This window comes from Rouxiella sp. WC2420, assembly GCF_041200025.1.
GTDB lineage: Bacteria > Pseudomonadota > Gammaproteobacteria > Enterobacterales > Enterobacteriaceae > Rouxiella.
Window position 1 is genome coordinate 4,944,061 of record NZ_CP165628.1, and the last position, 19,995, is coordinate 4,964,055.

The following is a 19,995-nucleotide window of genomic DNA, read 5'->3' on the forward strand; positions in this document are numbered from 1 at the left end:
GCGTTTGGCCGTTCGTCTCCGTAGTTGTTAAAAACTGCTGCGCCGCAAGGTCCTGACACATCGCTTTACTCCCGCTGTAAATCTCCTGACAAGCAATTTTCCCTATCGCCAAAAACGAGGAATTTGCTATGTCGAACACCCCTGATACTCAGAATGTCCCGGTAAAAAAAACCAGTCATCGTCGTCAGCAACGTGCCGAAGCACAGGCTTTTATCGACAGCTTACAGGGCGTCGCCTTCCCTAACTCCAAACGAATTTATCTGCAGGGCAGCCACGATGACATTCTGGTGCCAATGCGCGAGATCCAGCTCAGCCCGACGATGATCGGCGGCACTAAAGATGATCCGAAGTTTGAAGATAACGAAGCGATCCCGGTTTATGACACCGCCGGCCCATACGGCGATCCCGAATCAAAGATAGACGTGCACCGTGGCTTGGATAAAGTACGTGCCCGCTGGATCGAAGCGCGCCAGGACACTGAACAGCTGCCACAGGTCAGCTCTGGCTTTACCCAGCAGCGCATGGCTGACGAAGGTCTGGATCATCTGCGTTTCGAGCACTTGCCCCGTCCGCGCAAAGCTAAAGCCGGCAAATGCGTGACCCAGCTGCACTATGCGCGCCAGGGTATTGTCACGCCGGAAATGGAATATATCGCCCTGCGTGAAAATATGGGTCGTGAGCGCATTCGCGGTGAAGTGCTGCTGCAACAGCATCCGGGCGAAAGCTTTGGCGCCAACCTGCCACAGAATATTACCGCCGAGTTTGTGCGTGACGAAGTCGCCGCCGGCCGCGCAATCATTCCTGCCAATATCAACCACCCAGAATCTGAGCCGATGATCATTGGCCGAAACTTCCTGGTAAAAATCAACGCCAACATCGGCAATTCGGCGGTCACCTCTTCCATTGAAGAAGAAGTTGAAAAACTGGTGTGGTCAACTCGTTGGGGTGCGGACACGGTGATGGATCTGTCAACTGGCCGCTACATCCATGAAACCCGTGAATGGATCATGCGTAACAGTCCGGTTCCTATCGGCACCGTGCCAATCTATCAGGCGCTGGAAAAAGTCAACGGCGTGGCAGAAGATCTTAACTGGGAAATGTTCCGCGATACGCTGCTGGAACAGGCCGAGCAAGGTGTCGATTACTTCACCATCCACGCGGGCGTATTGCTGCGCTACGTGCCGATGACTGCCAAACGGCTTACAGGTATCGTGTCACGCGGCGGTTCGATCATGGCGAAATGGTGCCTGTCGCATCATCAGGAAAGCTTCCTCTATCGCCATTTCCGTGAAATTTGTGAAATCTGTGCGGCCTACGATGTTTCGCTTTCACTCGGCGATGGTCTGCGTCCGGGTTCGATTCAAGATGCTAATGACGAAGCGCAGTTTGCCGAGCTGAAAACGCTGGGCGAGCTGACTAAAATTGCCTGGGAATACGACGTGCAGGTGATGATTGAAGGTCCTGGACATGTGCCGATGCAGATGATCCGCCGCAACATGACTGAAGAACTGGATAAATGTCATGAAGCGCCGTTTTATACCCTCGGGCCGCTAACCACTGATATTGCTCCAGGCTACGATCACTTTACCTCAGGAATTGGCGCCGCGATGATCGGCTGGTTTGGCTGCGCGATGCTGTGCTATGTAACGCCAAAAGAGCATCTTGGTTTGCCGAACAAAGAAGACGTTAAACAAGGTTTGATTACCTACAAGATCGCCGCGCACGCTGCGGATCTGGCAAAAGGCCATCCGGGCGCACAGATCCGCGATAACGCCATGTCGAAAGCGCGTTTCGAATTCCGTTGGGAAGATCAGTTTAATCTGGCACTGGATCCGGCCACCGCTCGTGCCTATCACGATGAAACCCTGCCGCAAGAGTCTGGAAAAGTCGCACACTTCTGTTCGATGTGCGGGCCAAAATTCTGCTCAATGAAAATTACTCAGGAAGTTCGCGAATATGCCGCGGCGCTTGAAGCCCAAGCTATTCCGATCGACATCGTTGAAACCGGCATGTTGCAGATGTCAGCAGAGTTTCGCCAGCGCGGCAGCGAGCTTTATCATCCGGCCGACAAAATTGAAGAAGGAGTGGGTAAATGAATATCCCGTCTACCCCGTTTCCGGCAGTGCCTTATTACCTCGGCCTGTATCCAGTAGTCGACAGTGTCGAGTGGGTCCGTCGATTGCTTGAAGCCGGTGTAAAAACGCTGCAACTCAGAATTAAAGACCTGCCCGACGCCGAGGTTGAACCGGCAATTATCGAGGCTATAAAACTGGGTCGCCAGTATGAGGCGCGACTGTTTATCAATGATTACTGGCATCTGGCGGTGAAACATCAGGCCTACGGTATTCATCTTGGACAGGAAGATCTGGATACTACCGATTTGCTGGCGATTCATCAGGCCGGTCTGCGTTTGGGCGTTTCTACCCACGATGAAGCCGAGTTGGAACGCGCCATCAGTGTGCATCCTTCCTACATTGCCTTGGGTCACGTATTTCCCACACAAACCAAAGATATGCCCTCTGCACCGCAAGGGCTGGCAGAGTTGGCGCATCACATCAAACAACTGAACGGCAGATTCCCGACTGTTGCGATCGGCGGGATCAGCCTTGAGCGCGTGCAGCCTGTAATGGAATGCGGTGTTGGCAGCGTGGCGGTGGTCAGCGCGATCACCAAGGCAGCAGACTGGCGTGCAGCGACGCAGCAATTAATCGAGCTTTGCCCTTACCGGGACGACAACCATGCTCAACGATAATGAATTTATGCGCTATAGCCGACAGCTTTTGCTGGAAGATGTCGGCATGGAAGGTCAAGAGAAAATCCGCGCAGCGAAGGTGTTGATCGTCGGACTTGGTGGCCTAGGCTCTCCGGCTGCGCTTTATCTGGCGGCGGCAGGGGTTGGCACGCTGTTTTTAGCCGATGACGACACGCTGCACGTCTCCAATTTGCAGCGACAAATTCTGTATCGCACGGCGGATATCGACAGCCACAAGGCAAAAACTGCCCAGCGCGAGTTGGAGAAATTGAATCCGCTGTGTCAGACCGAAGTGTTTACCGAACGTCTGAATCAAGACAACCTTGAGGCAATCGTTTCTCGGGCCGACTTGGTATTGGACTGCAGTGACAATATGTCAACCCGACACGCGGTCAACAAAGCCTGCGTCGAGGCAGGAAAGCCGCTGATCAGCGGCAGCGCGGTTGGCTTCAGCGGCCAGCTGTTGGTGATTGAAGCGCCCTATGTTCACGGCTGCTATCGCTGCCTGTATCCCGATTTAGAAACCCCCACCCGCAACTGCCGCACCGCCGGAGTATTAGGTCCGGTGGTTGGGGTGATCGGCACATTGCAGGCGCTGGAAGCAATCAAGATGCTGGCCGGTGCCACCAGCCCGCTGAGCGGAAAACTGAGACTGTTCGACGGCAAACAGCAAAGCTGGCGGACTCTGCAACTGACGAGATCGGTGGGTTGCCCGGTCTGTGGGGCACTCAAATGAAAATTACCGTTAACGACGCAGACTATCATTTTGACACGCCGCTGACTGTGGATTCACTGCTGACCTTTCTCGAACAACCGCTATCTGGCAGTGCGCTTGCCGTTAATCAAGTCATTGTTCCTCGCCCGCACTGGGCGGAGCATAGGCTGAATGACGGAGACAACGTTGTTGTTTTTCAAGCAATTGCCGGAGGATAAACCATGCTAAAAATTGCCGATACTACCTTTACCTCACGCCTGTTCACCGGAACGGGTAAGTTCGCCAGCTCTGCATTAATGCAGCAGGCAATTATCGCCTCTGGCAGTCAGTTGGTGACCATGGCGATGAAGCGCGTCGACCTGAAACGCGGCGGTGACGATATTCTTAACCCGTTGCAATCTTTGGGAGTACGCCTGCTGCCTAACACCTCGGGAGCAAAAACGGCCGAGGAGGCGATTTTTGCCGCCCAATTGGCCCGCGAAGCACTGGGAACTCAATGGATCAAGCTCGAGATCCACCCGGATTTACGCTACCTACTGCCCGATCCGGTGGAAACGCTGAAAGCTGCCGAAGCGCTGGTGAAGCAGGGATTTATCGTGCTGCCGTATTGCAGCGCCGATCCCGTGCTGTGCAAACGCCTGGAAGAAGTCGGTTGCGCCGCAGTAATGCCGCTAGGATCGCCGATCGGTTCTAATCAAGGCCTGCAAACCCGTGAGTTCCTGCGCATTATTATTGAACAGGCAAAGGTACCAGTGGTTGTCGATGCAGGAATTGGCGCACCAAGCCAGGCAGCGGAAGCAATTGAACTCGGCGCCGATGCAGTATTGGTGAATACCGCAATTGCCGTCGCACGCGACCCGGTGGCAATGGCCACGGCGTTTAAATTGGCCGTTGAAGCCGGACAGCTGGCGAAAATCAGTGGCCTTGGCAGTAAATCAAACCACGCCAGTGCTTCCAGTCCGCTAACCCAGTTTCTGGAGAATGTCTGATGATGAAAGATTATCAGGGACGCGGTTTTCAGGATCACTGGCAGACGCTGGACTGGGACGACATTTCGCTGCGCATCAACAGTAAAACGGCAGTCGATGTTGAACGAGCTTTGAATAGCCCGCGCGTCAGTCGTGAAGATTTTATGGCGCTTATCTCACCGGCAGCCGCGGCCTACCTTGAACCGATGGCGCAAAAAGCCCGGCAGCTTACCCGTCAACGTTTCGGTAACACCGTAAGTTTCTTTGCTCCGCTGTATCTTTCCAATCTCTGCGCCAACGAATGCACTTATTGCGGCTTCTCGATGAGCAATAAAATTAAACGCAAAACGTTGGATGAAATTGAGATCGAGAAAGAGTGTCTGGCGCTCAATGCGTTGGGTTTCAAACATTTGCTGCTGGTAACCGGAGAGCACAAGAGCAAAGTGGGGATGGATTATTTCCGTCGTCATTTTCCGGCGATCCGCAGTCATTTCAGTTCTCTGATGATTGAGGTTCAGCCGCTGGATCAGCACGAGTACGCCGAACTGAAAGATCTCGGCCTCGACGGGGTGCTGGTTTATCAGGAAACCTATCATGCGCCGACTTACGCTTTGCATCATCTGCGCGGTCAAAAACAGGATTTCTTTTGGCGATTGGAAACGCCTGACCGGCTGGGCCGAGCGGGCATTGATAAAATCGGTCTTGGAGCGCTGTTTGGTTTATCGAATAACTGGCGAACTGACAGCTACATGGTGGCCGAACACCTATTCTATTTACAGCAAACATACTGGCAGAGTCGCTATTCCGTGGCGTTCCCGCGTTTACGCCCTTGCGCTGGCGGGATAGAACCGGCTTCGATTCTGGATGAAAAACAGCTTGTGCAGCTGATTTGCGCTTTCCGACTGTTTGCGCCCGATGTCGAGCTTTCGCTATCAACCCGCGAGTCTCCATATTTTCGCGACCACGTTATTCCGGTAGCGATCACCACCGTCAGTGCGGGTTCAAAAACTCAGCCCGGCGGTTATGTCGAAGATGATAAACCCGAGTTGGAACAGTTCGAACCACATGACAATCGACCACCAGCACAGGTCGCCAAAGCGCTCACGCAGGCAGGTTTACAACCCGTCTGGAAGGACTGGGATCAGCATTTGGGAAGAAGGCTTTGATCGGCTGATATTTAGCAAATCCTTTATCCAATAGATTTCAAATTGCAGGAAGGCGGCAAGCGAGCCGAGTCCCGATGAGCTGACACGGGTCAGTGATTCGGGCGAGTGAGCGCAGGTAACGCATCTGCGGTTTGAAAGAGGAAGGATAAATGAAGGGCAAAAAAAAACCGCTCAATAAAGAGCGGTTTTTTATTTGGTCACCGGGAAGAATTAATCTTCGCTGCTACCAAAACCTGCGTTGAGCAACTCGGCAAGGTTAGCCGTTGCTTCGTCAGCGCTAACTGGCGGTGCAACTGGCACATCGCCCAGAGCTTTACGACGTGCACGTTCCTGGTGATAAGCGTAACCGGTACCGGCTGGGATCAGACGGCCCACAATTACGTTCTCTTTCAGGCCGCGCAGTTCATCACGTTTACCTGCAACAGCAGCTTCGGTAAGAACGCGCGTCGTTTCCTGGAACGATGCAGCGGAGATGAAGGACTCGGTCGCCAAGGATGCCTTGGTGATACCCAGCAGGTCACGGCTGAATGTTGCCGTGATTTTGCCTTCAGCTTCCAGCTTGCGGTTAGCGATTTTAACGCGAGACATTTCTGCCTGCTCGCCTTCCAGGAAGTCGGTGCCGCCCGCGCTAACGATGGTGCCTTTACGCAGCATCTGACGAACGATAACTTCGATGTGTTTATCGTTAATCTTAACGCCTTGCAGACGGTAAACTTCCTGCACTTCGTTGGTGATGTAACGGGTAACCGCATGCACACCACGAAGACGCAGAATGTCGTGTGGAGACTCTGGGCCGTCTGATACGACGTCACCACGTTCCACAACCTCACCCTCGAACACGTTCAGCTGACGCCATTTAGGGATCATTTCTTCGTAGGCATCGCTGCCATCCAACGGAGAAATTACCAGACGGCGCTTGCCTTTGGTCTCTTTACCGAACGAGATAATCCCGCTGATTTCAGCAAGGATTGCAGGCTCTTTCGGACGACGCGCTTCGAACAAGTCGGCAACGCGTGGCAGACCACCGGTGATGTCCTTGGTACCGCTTGATTCCTGAGGAATACGCGCAAGGGTGTCACCAGAGTGGATCTGAGTACCATCTTCCAGCTGTACAATCGCTTTACCTGGCAGGAAGTATTGAGCAGGCATATCTGTACCTGGGATCAATACGTCGTTGCCTTTGGCATCAACGATTTTCAGCGCTGGACGCAGGTCTTTACCACCGGTGCTACGTTCTGCCGAATCCAGAACCACCAGAGATGACAGACCGGTAAGGTCGTCAGTCTGACGGGTAATGGTCAGGGTATCGACAATATCGGTAAAGCGAATGAAACCACTCACTTCACTGATTACTGGCATGGTGTGCGGATCCCAGTTAGCAACGGTTTCGCCGCCGTTAACAGGTTGACCATCACCTTTACCCATTACAGAGCCGTAAGGCACTTTATAGCTTTCTTTGGTACGACCGAATTCGTCGATCAATTTCAGCTCGGTATTACGAGAAGTGATAACCAGTTTGCCGTTAGCATTGGTAACGTGCTTGTGGTTGCTCAGCTTAATCGTACCGGTGTTCTTAACCTGAATGCTCGATTCTGCCGCCGCACGAGATGCCGCACCACCGATGTGGAACGTACGCATCGTCAGCTGTGTACCTGGCTCACCGATTGACTGTGCTGCAATAACGCCGATCGCTTCACCTTTGTTGATGATGTGACCACGTGCCAGGTCGCGACCGTAGCAGTTAGCACACACACCAAAGTCGGTTTCACAACTTACTACAGAACGCACTTTCACGCTGTCGACAGAGTTCTCTTCCAACAGATCACACGTCTTCTCGTGAAGCAGGGTGTTACGCGGAACAAGAATGTCCGCAGTACCCGGCTTGAGGATGTCTTCAGCCGTTACACGACCCAGTACACGCTCACGCAGTGGTTCTTTAACGTCGCCGCCTTCGATAACCGGAGTCATCAGGATACCCTCGTGGGTACCACAGTCGTCTTCGGTAACTACCAGGTCCTGTGCCACATCAACCAGACGACGGGTCAGATAACCGGAGTTAGCCGTTTTCAGTGCGGTATCCGCCAAGCCTTTACGAGCACCGTGGGTTGAGATGAAGTACTGAAGTACGTTCAAACCTTCACGGAAGTTCGCAGTGATTGGCGTTTCAATGATGGAACCGTCCGGCTTGGCCATCAGACCACGCATACCGGCCAGCTGACGAATCTGTGCAGGTGAACCACGCGCACCGGAGTCGGCCATCATAAAGATGCTGTTGAAGGAAACCTGCTGCTCAGTAACGCCGTCACGGTTGACAACGTCTTCTACAGACAGGTTTTCCATCATGGCCTTGGCAACACGTTCGTTGGCTGCGGCCCAGATATCGATTACCTTGTTGTATCGTTCGCCAGCGGTTACCAGACCAGACTGGAACTGCTGCTGAATTTCTGCAACTTCGGTTTCTGCTTCATCGATAATCTCTGCTTTCTTGGCAGGGATAACCATGTCATCGATACCAACAGACACACCTGAGCGTGCTGCATAGGCGAAACCGGTGTACATGGTCTGGTCAGCAAAAATAACGGTCGGCTTCAGGCCCAAAATGCGGTAACAAGTGTTAAGCATTTTGGAGATAGCTTTTTTGCCCAACGGCTGGTTAACGATAGAGAACGGCAGACCTGTTGGCACGATCATCCACAGGATGGCGCGACCGATCGTCGTATCGATAATCGAGGTACGGTGGGTAACTTCGCCTTCAGTATTCTTGATCTCTTCTGTAATACGCACTTTTACGCGAGCATGCAGAGAAGCAAGACCGGCGCGGTAAACGCGTTCGGCTTCTTTAGGTCCAGTCAACACCATGCCTTCGCCTTTGGCGTTAACACAGTCACGGGTCATGTAGTACAGACCCAATACAACGTCCTGTGAAGGAACGATGATTGGCTCGCCGTTCGCTGGTGACAGGATGTTGTTGGTAGACATCATCAGGGCACGCGCTTCCAGCTGAGCTTCAAGCGTCAGCGGAACGTGTACTGCCATCTGGTCACCATCGAAGTCGGCGTTGTATGCCGCACAAACCAGCGGGTGAAGCTGGATTGCCTTGCCTTCGATCAGAACAGGTTCAAACGCCTGGATACCCAAACGGTGCAGGGTTGGTGCACGGTTCAGCAGTACCGGGTGTTCGCGGATAACTTCGTCCAGGATATCCCAAACGACAGCTTCTTCGCGCTCAACCATTTTCTTGGCGGCTTTGATGGTGGTAGCAAGACCACGCAGCTCAAGCTTGCCGTAGATGAACGGTTTGAACAGCTCAAGAGCCATTTTCTTCGGCAGACCACACTGGTGCAGACGCAGGTATGGACCTACGGTGATAACGGAACGACCTGAATAGTCGACACGTTTACCCAGCAAGTTCTGACGGAAACGACCCTGTTTACCTTTAATCATGTCTGCCAGAGATTTCAGCGGACGCTTGTTAGAGCCGGTAATTGCACGACCGCGACGGCCGTTATCCAGCAAAGCATCTACCGCTTCTTGCAGCATACGTTTTTCGTTACGTACGATGATGTCTGGCGCAGCCAAATCAAGCAGGCGTTTCAAACGGTTGTTACGGTTGATCACGCGACGGTACAGATCGTTCAGATCCGACGTTGCGAAACGACCACCGTCCAACGGAACCAATGGACGCAAGTCTGGCGGCAGTACCGGCAGCACGGTCAGGATCATCCACTCTGGCTTGTTGCCAGACTGTACGAACGCTTCCAGCAGCTTGATACGCTTGGTCAGTTTCTTACGCTTGGTTTCGGAGTTGGTTTCGTTCAACTCTTCACGCAGCTGCTCGCATTCCGCTTCCAGATCCATGTTTTTCAACAGGGCCTGAATAGCTTCTGCACCCATCTTGGCGTCGAACTCGTCACCAAACTCTTCCAACGCGTCAAGATACTGCTCTTCAGTCAGGATCTGGCGTTTTTCGAGGTTGGTCATACCGCCTTCGATAACAACATAAGATTCGAAGTACAGTACGCGTTCGATGTCACGCAGTGGCATATCCAACAGCAAACCGATGCGCGATGGCAAAGATTTCAGGAACCAGATGTGTGCAGTCGGGGAAGCCAGTTCGATGTGGCCCATACGCTCACGGCGTACTTTAGTCTGGGTCACTTCAACGCCGCACTTCTCGCAGATCACGCCGCGATGTTTTAAACGCTTGTACTTACCGCACAGGCATTCGTAATCTTTTACTGGTCCGAAAATACGGGCACAGAAAAGGCCGTCACGCTCTGGTTTGAACGTACGGTAGTTAATGGTTTCTGGCTTCTTAACTTCACCAAAAGACCAAGAACGGATCATGTCTGGCGATGCCAGAGCAATTTTGATCGCATCAAACTCTTCGGTCTTAGTTTGCGCTTTCAGAAACTTTAGTAAGTCTTTCACGGATTGGCTCCCGTCTGGTTAGACCTGTTAGGCACCTGACTATCTACTGGTAAACAGGCAGGTACCCCTGTGACCACGGTGAATGCGAGTGTTCTATTCATACCCCGGACTAGAGGCGCGTTAACCGCCTTCCTGCAGCCCGGAGTATTGGGTGAAAACTTACTCGTCTTCCAGCTCGATGTTGATACCCAGTGAACGGATTTCTTTCAACAATACGTTGAAGGATTCCGGCATGCCTGGTTCCATACGATGATCGCCATCCACGATGTTTTTATACATCTTGGTACGGCCGTTAACGTCATCGGACTTAACAGTCAGCATTTCCTGCAGGGTATAAGCGGCACCATATGCTTCAAGTGCCCATACTTCCATCTCACCGAAGCGCTGACCACCGAACTGCGCCTTACCACCCAGCGGCTGCTGAGTAACGAGGCTATAAGAACCGGTAGAACGCGCATGCATCTTGTCATCAACAAGGTGGTTCAGTTTCAGCATGTACATGTAGCCGACAGTAACCTGGCGCTCGAATTGCTCGCCGGTACGGCCATCAAACAGTGTGATCTGACCTGAGGTCGGAATTCCGCCCATTTCAAGCAATTGCTTGATTTCAGTCTCTTTCGCACCGTCGAAGACTGGTGTCGCGATTGGCATACCTTTTTTCAGGTTCTCTGCCAGACGCAATACTTCGTCGTCGGTGAAGGTGTTCAGATCAACTTTCTGACGAACGTCGTCGCCCAGATCGTACGCACGTTGGATGAACTCGCGCAGCTTGGAAACTTCTTCCTGTTTCTTCAGCATCGCATTGATTTTTTCACCAATGCCCTTCGCAGCCATACCCAGGTGAGTTTCCAGGATCTGACCGATGTTCATACGTGATGGTACGCCCAGTGGGTTCAGTACGATGTCGACAGGAGTACCGTCTGCATCGTAAGGCATATCTTCGATCGGGTTGATCTTGGAGATAACACCTTTGTTACCGTGACGACCAGCCATCTTGTCACCCGGTTGAATCTGACGTTTAACGGCCAGATACACTTTAACGATTTTCAGCACGCCTGGTGCCAGATCATCGCCCTGGGTGATTTTACGACGCTTGGCTTCGAGTTTTTTCTCAAACTCTGACTTCAGTTCGTCGTACTGTTCGGCCAGCTGTTCCAACTGGTTTTGTTTGTTTTCGTCGGTCAACGACAGTTCCAACCAGCGATCGCGTGGCAGTTTTGCAAGCTTCTCAGCTTCAATGCCGCCAGCAACCAGTGCTGAATGGATACGTTGGAACAAACCGGCTTCCAGGATCTGCAGCTCTTCAGTCAGGTCTTTCTTAGCCTGTTTCAGCTGCATATCTTCGATTTCCAACGCACGCTTGTCTTTTTCCACGCCATCGCGGGTGAAGACTTGCACGTCGATAATCGTACCGGAAACGCCGTTTGGTACACGCAGAGAAGAGTCTTTAACATCAGACGCTTTCTCACCGAAGATAGCGCGCAGCAGTTTCTCTTCTGGAGTCAGCTGAGTTTCACCTTTAGGCGTAACCTTACCAACCAGAATGTCACCACCGGTCACTTCTGCACCGATATAAACGATACCTGATTCATCCAGCTTGGACAGTGCCGCTTCACCCACGTTAGGGATGTCGGCAGTGATCTCTTCCGGCCCCAGCTTGGTGTCACGAGACACACATGCCAGTTCTTGAATGTGGATGGTGGTAAATCTGTCTTCCTGAACAACACGCTCGGACACCAAGATGGAGTCTTCGAAGTTGTAACCGTTCCAAGGCATGAACGCGACGCGCATGTTTTGGCCCAGTGCCAGTTCACCCAGGTCTGTTGATGGGCCATCTGCCAGCACGTCGCCGCGCTCGATTGGCTCACCCAGATTCACACACGGCATCTGGTTGATACAGGTGTTCTGGTTGGAACGGGTGTATTTGGTCAGGTTGTAAATGTCGATACCTGCTTCGCCCGGGTACATCTCGTCTTCGTTAACACGGATAACGATACGGGATGCATCCACGTACTGAACAGTACCGCCACGTTTAGCTACGGCAGTAACACCGGAGTCAACCGCTACAGCACGTTCCATACCGGTACCAACCAGCGGCTTGTCAGCACGCAGAGTAGGTACAGCCTGACGTTGCATGTTCGCACCCATCAATGCACGGTTGGCGTCATCGTGTTCCAGGAATGGAATCAGAGAAGCACCAACGGATACGATCTGCTGGGTAGATACGTCCATATAGTCAACTTGATCGCGGCTGAACAGGCTTGATTCGCCTTTGCTACGACAAGTGACCAGGTCTTCAACAAAGTGGCCTTCTTCGTCCAGGTTGGTGTTCGCCTGAGCGATGACAAAGTTGCCTTCTTCAATTGCAGACAGATAGTTGATTTCATCAGTCACAACACCATCACGCACGCGGCGGTAAGGCGTTTCCAGGAAACCATACTCATTGGTCTGTGCATAAACAGACAAGGAGTTGATCAGACCGATGTTTGGACCTTCCGGCGTTTCGATTGGACATACGCGACCGTAGTGAGTCGGGTGTACGTCTCGAACTTCAAAGCCAGCACGTTCACGGGTCAAACCGCCCGGGCCCAATGCAGAAATACGACGCTTGTGCGTGATTTCAGACAACGGGTTGTTCTGGTCCATAAATTGTGAAAGCTGGCTTGAGCCGAAGAACTCTTTCACCGCCGCCGAAATTGGCTTGGCGTTGATCATGTCCTGTGGCATCAGGGTGTCGAGGTCGCCAAGAGACAGACGCTCTTTAACTGCACGCTCAACACGGACCAGACCTACGCGGAACTGGTTTTCAGCCATTTCGCCGACAGAACGAATACGACGGTTGCCCAAGTGGTCGATATCGTCCACTTCACCCACGCCGTTACGAATGCCGATCAGTTTTTTCATGACCTGGATGATGTCGTCTTTGCTCAGGATACCTGAACCTTCGATTTCATCACGCAGCAGAGAACGGTTGAACTTCATACGACCAACAGCAGAAAGGTCGTAACGATCTTCAGAGAAGAACAGGTTCTCGAACAGGCTTTCAGCAGCTTCGCGCGTTGGCGGCTCACCAGGACGCATCATGCGGTAGATCTCAACCAGAGCGCTTAAGCGATCGCTGGTTGGGTCGACGCGCACGGTCTCGGACATGTAAGCACCATGATCGAGGTCGTTGGTAAACAGCGTTTCGATGGTTTTGTGTCCGGCCTGGCTCAGTTTCGCCAGCAGATCCAGAGACAATTCCATGTTCGCAGGAACAATCAGCTCACCGGTATTGGTATCGATGTAGTCTTTGGAAACGACTTTCCCTGCGATGTACTCAACAGGAACTTCGATGCGCTGAATGTCATCTTTTTCAAGCTGACGAATATGACGTGCAGTGATGCGGCGGCCTTTTTCAACATAGACTTTGCCGTCAGCTTCGATATCAAAGGAAGCTGTTTCACCGCGCAGGCGCTCAGGTACCAGCTCCATCTGCAACTTATTGTCGCGGATCTGGTAGATCACCTTGTCAAAGAACATATCAAGGATCTGTTCTGTGGTGTAATTCAGTGCACGCAGAATGATGGTCGCTGGCAATTTGCGGCGACGGTCAATACGTACAAACAGGTTGTCTTTCGGGTCGAACTCGAAATCCAGCCATGAACCACGGTAAGGGATGATACGTGCGTTATACAGCACTTTACCCGAAGAGTGGGTTTTACCCTTATCGCTGTCAAAGAATACGCCAGGACTACGGTGAAGCTGAGATACGATAACCCTCTCAGTGCCGTTAATCACAAAGGTACCGTTTTCGGTCATGAGCGGAATTTCGCCCATATAGACTTCTTGTTCCTTGATGTCTTTGACCGTACCTTCTGGTGCTTCGCGTTCGTAGATTACCAGACGCAGTTTCACGCGCAGTGGCGCGGAATACGTTACACCGCGGATCTGGCATTCTTTAACGTCGAACACCGGCTCACCAAGACGGTAGCTAACGTATTGCAGCTCAGAGTTTCCGCTGTAGCTTTTGATAGGAAATACGGAACGGAATGCTGCTTCCAGACCGTACTGGCCTTCCGAGTCTTGCTCGATAAACTTCTGGAACGAGTCAAGCTGGATAGAAAGGAGATAAGGAATATCCAAAACTTGTGGACGTTTCCCAAAATCCTTACGGATGCGTTTCTTTTCGGTATAGGAGTAAACCATAGGGTTCCTCAGCTCGCTGATCAGTGACCCAATCTTGTCTGCCCGGATGGACAGTTCATGCAACACCATTTCTGTCGATCGGAAAGGGAATACTTTCCGCAATACTCGTTTTTATCGCTCTTAAATCATTTCGTTGCGCATTATCTCTGGATGAGCCAGAGCAAGCGGCGGCAATATATTAAGTAGGTAGATAGAAATAAATATTGGAGTAGTTCAGTGGTCAAACAGTGTGAAACACCACTGATACTCTATAGCGCAAAAAGGCTGGTGACTAAAAAGTCACCAGCCATCAGTCTGTTAGTTAAAACAGACCGCACTCAGAAAGCAGTGGCTTATTTAACTTCAACTTCAGCGCCAGCTTCTTCCAGAGCTTTTTTCAAGGTCTCAGCGTCGTCTTTGCTGATGCCTTCTTTCAGAGCTGCTGGTGCAGACTCAACCAGGTCTTTAGCTTCTTTCAAGCCCAGGCCAGTTGCGCTACGAACAGCTTTGATTACTGCAACTTTGTTTGCGCCGATACCTTTCAGTACAACGTCAAACTCGGTTTTTTCTTCTACAGCTTCAGCAGCGGCAGCAGGGCCAGCAACAGCAGCAGCAGCAGAAACGCCGAATTTTTCTTCCATCGCAGCGATCAGTTCTACGATTTCCATTACAGACAGAGCTGCAACGCCTTCAATGATTTGGTCTTTAGTGATAGACATGTCGATTTGTTCCTAGAAAACAGAAATAGTTTATACGTAAGCGTAACGAGAAAAGAAATGAAGTTGCTGATTAAGCAGCAGTAGCTTCTTTCTGATCGCGCAGTGCAGCCAGAGTGCGAACCAATTTGCCTGCAGAGGCTTCTTTCATGGTTGCCATCAGGCGTGCGATTGCTTCATCGTAAGTAGGCAGAGTTGCCAAGCGATCGATTTGATCAGCAGGGATGAACTCACCTTCAAAGGCCGCAGCTTTAACCTCGAACTTAGCGTTCGCTTTAGCGAAATCTTTGAACAGACGGGCAGCAGCGCCTGGGTGTTCATGAGAAAACGCGATCAAGGTTGGACCAACAAACGTGTCTTTCAGGCACTCGAAAGGAGTACCTTCAACGACGCGACGCATCAAGGTGTTACGAACAACACGCATGTAAACGCCAGCTTCACGACCTGCTTTACGCAGTTCAGTCATTTTATCTACAGTCACGCCGCGAGAATCCGCAACAACCGCAGACAGCGCGCCTTTGGCTACTTCGTTGACTTCAGCAACAATCGCTTGTTTGTCTTGAAGATTTAATGCCATTAGCTTTAGCTCCTGGATTTAGCCGGGGAAAATCCCCGGAACTCACATCACTTATAACCGGGATCGGAAATAAGCGTTCAAACACGGTGAGCAGAGAATCCAGTAAAACTATTCTTAAAAAGAAAAATTTTTATTCAGGCTCTGTCACCGTCTACGCAGGAAATATTAAGTCCCTTGCGAGACTCCTGCGGTCTTGGACGGAGGCCTGGATAGGCCAGGCTCCAACCGAAAAATTCTTGGTTTCGTTCGACCGAAACACTATCGCTTTTATAAAAAACGAACGGGGGATAGATTTTAGACAAATCTATCGCCCACGTAAAGCGATAAAAGCAAACTGTGCTTAATCTAACTTTTAAAAGTTAGGCAACAGTTGCTGAAAGGCCGCTCTGATCAACAGCAACGCCAGCGCCCATGGTAGTGGACAGGCTTACTTTCTTGATGAACACGCCTTTAGCCTGTGAAGGCTTGGCTTTCTTCAACGCAACCAGCAGTGCTTCCAAGTTTTCTTTCAGCTTATCAGCGTCGAAGTCAACTTTACCGATGGTGGTGTGAATGATGCCGTTTTTGTCGTTACGATAACGAACCTGACCTGCTTTAGCGTTCTTAACCGCTTCAGCAACGTTAGGAGTTACAGTACCAACTTTCGGGTTAGGCATCAGGCCACGTGGACCCAGAACCTGGCCCAATTGACCTACAACGCGCATTGCATCTGGAGATGCGATAACAACGTCGAAGTTCATTTCGCCTTTTTTGATCTGGTCAGCCAGATCTTCCATACCTACCAGCTCAGCGCCTGCAGCTTTAGCAGCTTCAGCGTTTGCGCCCTGGGCAAATACGGCAACGCGAACAGAACGACCGGTGCCGTTAGGCAGAACGGTAGCGCCACGAACGTTTTGGTCAGATTTACGTGCATCGATGCCGAGGTTAACAGCAACGTCTACGCTTTCTACGAATTTAGCGGTAGCCAGCTCTTTGAGCAGGGCAACAGCTTCAGCGATGTCATACTGTTTAGTAGCATCAACTTTGTCACGGATCACGCGCATGCGCTTGGTCAGCTTAGCCATTTCTTATCCCTCTACTACCAGGCCCATGGAACGAGCAGTACCTTCGATGGAGCGAACCATTGCTTCCACGTCAGAACCAGTCATGTCCGCAGCTTTGGTTTCTGCGATTTCACGAACCTGAGCACTCGTTACTTTACCTACTTTGTCTTTGTTCGGCTTACCGGAACCAGACTTGATACCAGCGGCTTTCTTCAGCAGTACAGCTGCTGGAGGAGTCTTGGTAACGAAGGTGAAAGAACGGTCAGAGTAAACGGTAATAACAACAGGGATCGGCAGACCTTTCTCAATGCTTTCAGTCTTAGCATTGAACGCCTTACAGAATTCCATGATGTTAACACCTTGCTGACCCAGTGCCGGACCTACCGGTGGACTTGGGTTAGCAGCGCCGGCTGCAACTTGCAGCTTGACGTAGGCTTGTACTTTCTTGGCCATGTTAATTTCCTCAGTTGGGTATTAGCGCCTGTTTGAAGAGGCTCCCCGTGGTTTTTCGATACTAACTTAACTATAAGTTTTTAAGCCCGGCGGTTGCGCCGTCGCCTATCTCAAGGACCAGCGTTCAGCATTTTGCCTGAGCATAAAAACAAAAGGCGCGAAATTATAGTTTAATTTCGCGCCTCATACAACACCTGAAACAGGTTATTTTTTATCCGATGCTCGCAGGCACGGAATGGAAGGAGATTAGCCCTTCTCGACCTGTCCGAAGTCCAGCTCGACCGGTGTAGCACGGCCAAAGATGGAAACAGAAACTTTCAGGCGGCTTTTTTCGTAATCCACTTCTTCGACAACGCCGTTGAAGTCTGCAAAGGGACCGTCGTTGACGCGAACCAGTTCGCCCGGCTCGAAAAGAGTTTTCGGACGTGGCTTATCACCCACTTGCTGCAGGCGATTCATGATTGCATCAACTTCTTTATCACTAATTGGTGCTGGACGATCTGAAGTGCCGCCGATAAAGCCCATGACGCGTGGAACGCTGCGAACAAGGTGCCAGCTGGCATCGTTCATGACCATCTGAACCAGCACGTAGCCCGGGAAGAATTTGCGCTCACTTTTGCGACGCTGCCCACCACGGATTTCAACGACTTCTTCGGTAGGAACCATCACTTCACCGAACAACTCTTCCATGTCGTGCAATTTGATATGCTCACGCAGCGATTGAGCTACGCGGCCTTCAAAGCCAGAAAACGCCTGAACGACGTACCAACGTTTTTTAGGTGCTTCAGACATTTTAGAACCTCAAGCCGGTGATGAAGGATACCAGACGGACCAGTATACCATCCAGGCCCCAAAGAATCAGTGACATTACTGCAGTTACAGCAGCCACGATCAGTGTGGTATGCAATGTTTCCTGGCGTGTAGGCCAAATAACTTTACGTACTTCAGTACGTGCTTCGCGCGCAAACGCGACAGTTGCTTTGCCTTTCAGGGTCAACAGCGCTACTGCACCAGCAATAGCAATAACCACGACAACTGCCAACGCACGTAACGGCAGGCTGTATGCACGGTAATAATAGTTACCGACAATAGCTACGACCAGTAAAACGGCAACGACAATCCACTTAACCGCTTCCAGGCCGCGCCCGCTCCCTTGAGCCTCGGTATTCGCACTCATAAACCAACCCGTCACAATGAATCAGAACAAACAACTTTGCCTCGCATTGCGAGGCAAACCAAACCGAATGTAGGCTAGAACGTACGCTCGGTGTTTACGCTATCTCTAGAGCCTATCTCACCAATGATTATGACTGATAAATCGCTGATGAGATAGGTTCTGGCGCTATAGCGTAGAAAAAAGGGCATCGAATGATGCCCTTTTAGTGTGTGTTGCGTCAACGTAAAGTGACAAAAAACTATCAGCGATTAAGCGATAACTTTAGCAACAACACCAGCACCAACGGTACGGCCGCCTTCACGGATTGCGAAACGCAGACCGTCATCCATCGCGATTGGGTGGATCAGGGTAACAACCATGTTCACGTTGTCACCAGGCATTACCATCTCAACGCCTTCTGGCAGTTCGATAGTACCGGTCACGTCAGTTGTACGGAAGTAGAATTGTGGACGGTAGCCTTTGAAGAACGGAGTATGACGGCCGCCTTCATCTTTGCTCAGGATATACACTTCCGAGTCAAATTTGGTGTGTGGTTTGATTGAACCTGGTTTAGCCAGAACCTGACCACGTTCGATGTCTTCACGTTTGATACCACGCAGCAGAACACCAACGTTCTCGCCTGCACGACCTTCGTCAAGCAGTTTACGGAACATTTCAACGCCAGTACAAGTTGACTTGACAGTGTCCTTGATACCCACGATTTCAACTTCTTCGCCAACTTTAACGATACCGCGCTCTACACGACCGGTAACAACTGTACCACGGCCGGAGATGGAGAATACGTCTTCGATTGGCAGCAGGAATGGCTTGTCAATTGCGCGCTCTGGTTCTGGGATGTAAGAATCCAGGTAGCCAGCCAGCTCAATGATTTTAGCTTCCCACTCAGCTTCGCCTTCCAGTGCTTTCAGCGCTGAACCACGAATAACTGGCAGGTCATCACCAGGGAAGTCATAAGCAGAAAGAAGTTCACGAACTTCCATTTCTACCAGTTCCAGCAGCTCTTCATCATCAACCATGTCACATTTGTTCATGAATACGATGATGAAAGGAACGCCAACCTGACGACCCAGCAGGATGTGCTCACGAGTCTGTGGCATAGGGCCATCAGTCGCAGCAACAACCAGGATAGCGCCGTCCATCTGAGCAGCACCGGTGATCATGTTTTTAACGTAGTCGGCGTGCCCTGGGCAGTCAACGTGCGCGTAGTGACGTGCAGGGGTATCGTATTCAACGTGAGAAGTGTTGATGGTGATACCACGTGCTTTTTCTTCTGGTGCGTTATCGATCTGGTCGAATGCACGAGCAGAACCGCCGTAGGTTTTAGCCAGAACGGTGGTGATAGCAGCAGTCAGGGTAGTTTTACCGTGGTCAACGTGGCCGATAGTACCAACGTTGACGTGCGGTTTAGAACGTTCAAACTTTTCTTTAGACATCGATTGTCCCTCTGAGACACGGTTAGATCGGTGGTATCACCACATCAACCAAGCAATTGCTTGTTTGAATTAAGTATCAGAAGAAAATCAGGGGGGAAGAGTTTAGAAGTGGTGCTGATAGGCAGATTCGAACTGCCGACCTCACCCTTACCAAGGGTGCGCTCTACCAACTGAGCTATATCAGCACATCTAGTTAGTTGGAGCGGGCAGTGGGAATCGAACCCACATCATCAGCTTGGAAGGCTGAGGTAATAGCCATTATACGATGCCCGCATCCTAGAACCCGGCTACCTGATTTTTCTGAAGAACATCAAGGTGGGGACAAGGCGATGAAACACTTAATTCCGCACCTTCACCTCAAGACCCGTGCTGTTTCATTTAACTAACTGAAAGCCTG

General features: G+C 51.2%; 15 protein-coding genes and 2 tRNA genes. 6 read left to right on the forward strand and 11 right to left on the reverse strand.

From position 1 onward, the window contains the following. Nucleotides 1-128: 128 nt before the first annotated feature. Genes thiC through thiH form a run of 6 tightly spaced genes read left to right on the forward strand, consistent with a single transcriptional unit; the run spans nucleotide 129 to nucleotide 5,601 of the window. Complete coding sequence (thiC, locus tag AB3G37_RS22765; protein WP_369789167.1) at nucleotides 129-2,096, forward strand: phosphomethylpyrimidine synthase ThiC; 1,968 nt, start codon at nucleotides 129-131, stop codon at nucleotides 2,094-2,096. Beyond that, a complete protein-coding gene (gene thiE, locus AB3G37_RS22770) occupies nucleotides 2,093-2,752 on the forward strand; it encodes a thiamine phosphate synthase (RefSeq protein ID WP_369789168.1) in 660 nt (219 codons plus the stop codon). The genes thiC and thiE overlap by 4 nt, the downstream gene beginning before the upstream one ends. Next, on the forward strand, nucleotides 2,739-3,488 hold the full coding sequence (locus AB3G37_RS22775) for a ThiF family adenylyltransferase (RefSeq protein WP_369789169.1): 750 nt from the start codon (nucleotides 2,739-2,741) through the stop codon (nucleotides 3,486-3,488). Before thiE ends, AB3G37_RS22775 begins: the two co-directional genes overlap by 14 nt. After that, nucleotides 3,485-3,685, forward strand: coding sequence for a sulfur carrier protein ThiS (gene thiS / locus AB3G37_RS22780; RefSeq protein WP_009639135.1), 201 nt, complete (start codon nucleotides 3,485-3,487; stop codon nucleotides 3,683-3,685). Before AB3G37_RS22775 ends, thiS begins: the two co-directional genes overlap by 4 nt. A gap of 3 nt (nucleotides 3,686-3,688) precedes the next feature. Next, on the forward strand, nucleotides 3,689-4,456 hold the full coding sequence (locus AB3G37_RS22785; protein ID WP_369789170.1) for a thiazole synthase: 768 nt from the start codon (nucleotides 3,689-3,691) through the stop codon (nucleotides 4,454-4,456). Nucleotides 4,457-4,458: 2 nt separating this feature from the next. Beyond that, nucleotides 4,459-5,601 (forward strand): 2-iminoacetate synthase ThiH, encoded by a 1,143-nt coding sequence (gene thiH / locus AB3G37_RS22790; RefSeq protein ID WP_369791018.1) that lies wholly within the window; start codon nucleotides 4,459-4,461, stop codon nucleotides 5,599-5,601. Between the two features lie 210 nt (nucleotides 5,602-5,811). Here the strand turns inward: thiH and rpoC are convergent, their stop codons facing one another. The 11 genes from rpoC to AB3G37_RS22845 form a co-directional block, all read right to left on the reverse strand. After that, nucleotides 5,812-10,032, reverse strand: coding sequence for a DNA-directed RNA polymerase subunit beta' (rpoC, locus tag AB3G37_RS22795; protein WP_009639138.1), 4,221 nt, complete (start codon nucleotides 10,030-10,032; stop codon nucleotides 5,812-5,814). 159 nt (nucleotides 10,033-10,191) lie between these two features. Next, complete coding sequence (gene rpoB / locus AB3G37_RS22800) at nucleotides 10,192-14,220, reverse strand: DNA-directed RNA polymerase subunit beta (RefSeq protein ID WP_009639139.1); 4,029 nt, start codon at nucleotides 14,218-14,220, stop codon at nucleotides 10,192-10,194. A gap of 332 nt (nucleotides 14,221-14,552) precedes the next feature. Further along, the gene (rplL, locus tag AB3G37_RS22805; protein ID WP_009639140.1) at nucleotides 14,553-14,918 is read right to left on the reverse strand and encodes a 50S ribosomal protein L7/L12; all 366 of its coding nucleotides are present in this window, start codon (nucleotides 14,916-14,918) and stop codon (nucleotides 14,553-14,555) included. A gap of 70 nt (nucleotides 14,919-14,988) precedes the next feature. After that, nucleotides 14,989-15,492, reverse strand: coding sequence for a 50S ribosomal protein L10 (gene rplJ, locus AB3G37_RS22810; RefSeq protein WP_009639141.1), 504 nt, complete (start codon nucleotides 15,490-15,492; stop codon nucleotides 14,989-14,991). A 359-nt stretch (nucleotides 15,493-15,851) separates the two neighbouring features. Beyond that, nucleotides 15,852-16,556 (reverse strand): 50S ribosomal protein L1, encoded by a 705-nt coding sequence (gene rplA / locus AB3G37_RS22815; RefSeq protein ID WP_009639143.1) that lies wholly within the window; start codon nucleotides 16,554-16,556, stop codon nucleotides 15,852-15,854. A gap of 3 nt (nucleotides 16,557-16,559) precedes the next feature. Further along, nucleotides 16,560-16,988 (reverse strand): 50S ribosomal protein L11, encoded by a 429-nt coding sequence (gene rplK, locus AB3G37_RS22820; protein ID WP_009639144.1) that lies wholly within the window; start codon nucleotides 16,986-16,988, stop codon nucleotides 16,560-16,562. Nucleotides 16,989-17,234: 246 nt separating this feature from the next. Then, nucleotides 17,235-17,780 (reverse strand): transcription termination/antitermination protein NusG, encoded by a 546-nt coding sequence (gene nusG / locus AB3G37_RS22825; RefSeq protein WP_009639145.1) that lies wholly within the window; start codon nucleotides 17,778-17,780, stop codon nucleotides 17,235-17,237. Between the two features lies 1 nt (nucleotide 17,781). Further along, complete coding sequence (gene secE, locus AB3G37_RS22830; RefSeq protein ID WP_009639146.1) at nucleotides 17,782-18,165, reverse strand: preprotein translocase subunit SecE; 384 nt, start codon at nucleotides 18,163-18,165, stop codon at nucleotides 17,782-17,784. Nucleotides 18,166-18,413: 248 nt separating this feature from the next. After that, entirely contained in the window at nucleotides 18,414-19,598 is a 1,185-nt protein-coding gene (tuf, locus tag AB3G37_RS22835) for an elongation factor Tu (RefSeq protein WP_369789171.1), read from the reverse strand. 109 nt (nucleotides 19,599-19,707) lie between these two features. Continuing rightward, nucleotides 19,708-19,783 (reverse strand) — tRNA-Thr (locus tag AB3G37_RS22840). 13 nt (nucleotides 19,784-19,796) lie between these two features. Beyond that, nucleotides 19,797-19,871 (reverse strand) — tRNA-Gly (locus AB3G37_RS22845). Nucleotides 19,872-19,995: the final 124 nt, after the last annotated feature.